The sequence below is a fragment of the Bacillus cereus genome, from assembly GCF_002561295.1.
GTDB classification, from domain to species: domain Bacteria; phylum Bacillota; class Bacilli; order Bacillales; family Bacillaceae_G; genus Bacillus_A; species Bacillus_A cereus_S.
On the sequence record NZ_NTUG01000078.1, the window covers coordinates 1 to 378 of the forward strand.

The following is a 378-nucleotide window of genomic DNA, read 5'->3' on the forward strand; positions in this document are numbered from 1 at the left end:
TGTTAGATACGAAATTTGGATGAATAGAAGATCTTTCTGTTCCAAGGGATCGAAACGGTGATTTTCAAACTTCCCTATTCCAGCCATATCAACGTCGTAATGGCTGGCTAGAAGAAGCTATTTTAAGCCTATATCAAAGCGGCGTAAGTACTCGACAGGTCGGGAAATTTGTGGAACGTTTATTAGATGGCAATCCTTATTCGGCTACGACTGTATCTAATATTACGGAAAAGATTAGAAATGATATCGAAGGTTGGCAATCACGCACATTAGAGTCGAATTACACGGCCCTTTATTTAGATTGCTTATTTTTTAGTGTGCGTCGCGATACGGTTGAAAAAGAAGCTATTTATATCGCTTTAGGTATCACGTTGGAAG

1 pseudogene is annotated in these 378 nt (G+C 39.2%); it reads left to right on the forward strand.

The features are described from left to right. Nucleotides 1-378, forward strand: a pseudogene (locus tag CN373_RS24775) (transposase); the annotation flags it as partial.